General features: G+C 63.6%; 1 protein-coding gene. It reads right to left on the bottom strand.

Going from position 1 to position 313, the window contains the following annotated elements:
* The coding region (locus SB765_RS28745) for an SDR family NAD(P)-dependent oxidoreductase (RefSeq protein ID WP_410932373.1) at positions 1–313 on the bottom strand (313 nt) is incomplete at both ends.

Below are 313 nucleotides of genomic sequence, written 5' to 3'. Positions count from 1 at the left end.
GCGCCGCCCCCAATCCCGCCACCGAAGCGGTATTGACGATTACCCCACCGCCCTGGGCCAGCAACAAGGGCAGCTGGTATTTCATGCACAACCACACGCCCTTCACATTCACGCCCATGATGGCATCGAACTCGGCCTCGCTACCCTCGGCCAGGCGGTTTTGCTCTATCTCGATGCCGGCATTGTTGTAGGCGTAGTCCAGCCGGCCGTAAGCGGCAATCAGCCGCTCATGCAACTGACGCACCTCGGCGTCGCGGGTAACGTCGCAGGCAATGAACAGCCCGTCGCCGCCCACCGCGTGGATCAGCGCCAC

The organism is Pseudomonas sp. SIMBA_067, from assembly GCF_046534675.1.
Taxonomy (GTDB): domain Bacteria; phylum Pseudomonadota; class Gammaproteobacteria; order Pseudomonadales; family Pseudomonadaceae; genus Aquipseudomonas; species Aquipseudomonas putida.
This window is presented reverse-complemented; position numbering and strand designations above follow the sequence as displayed.